The sequence below is a fragment of the Dellaglioa sp. CoH-55-MRSF-8 genome, from assembly GCF_056782195.1.
The window spans coordinates 1-235 of the sequence record NZ_JBXAYH010000270.1 but is presented as its reverse complement, the minus strand read 5'-3'; the positions used below and the strand labels follow the sequence as shown (position 1 = coordinate 235).

The 235-nt window shown below is 54.9% G+C and carries 1 protein-coding gene; it reads right to left on the bottom strand.

The annotated features are described in order from the left end of the window. The coding region (locus AC1RPW_RS08715; protein ID WP_481769566.1) for a hypothetical protein at positions 1-235 on the bottom strand (235 nt) is incomplete at both ends.

Sequence of the window (235 nt, the reverse complement as noted above, 5' to 3'; positions counted from 1 at the left end):
ATTTGGGTAAGCTCGGTTCCGACGTGAGGGCTGATGATCATTGTGCCTTTGCCCGGATAGTGGAAGACCACTAGCTCTTCGGTGTTCAATAGGATTTCAACGCGATCTGCGGCACCGCGCGCTGCACCCATGTAGGCGCACACGTATCCACCGCCATTGAGCACCTGAAACGTGGACCGGAAATAGTAGCCCACCTTTTGTCCTTCGTGCAGTAGCCAGTAGCAGTCGAACATGC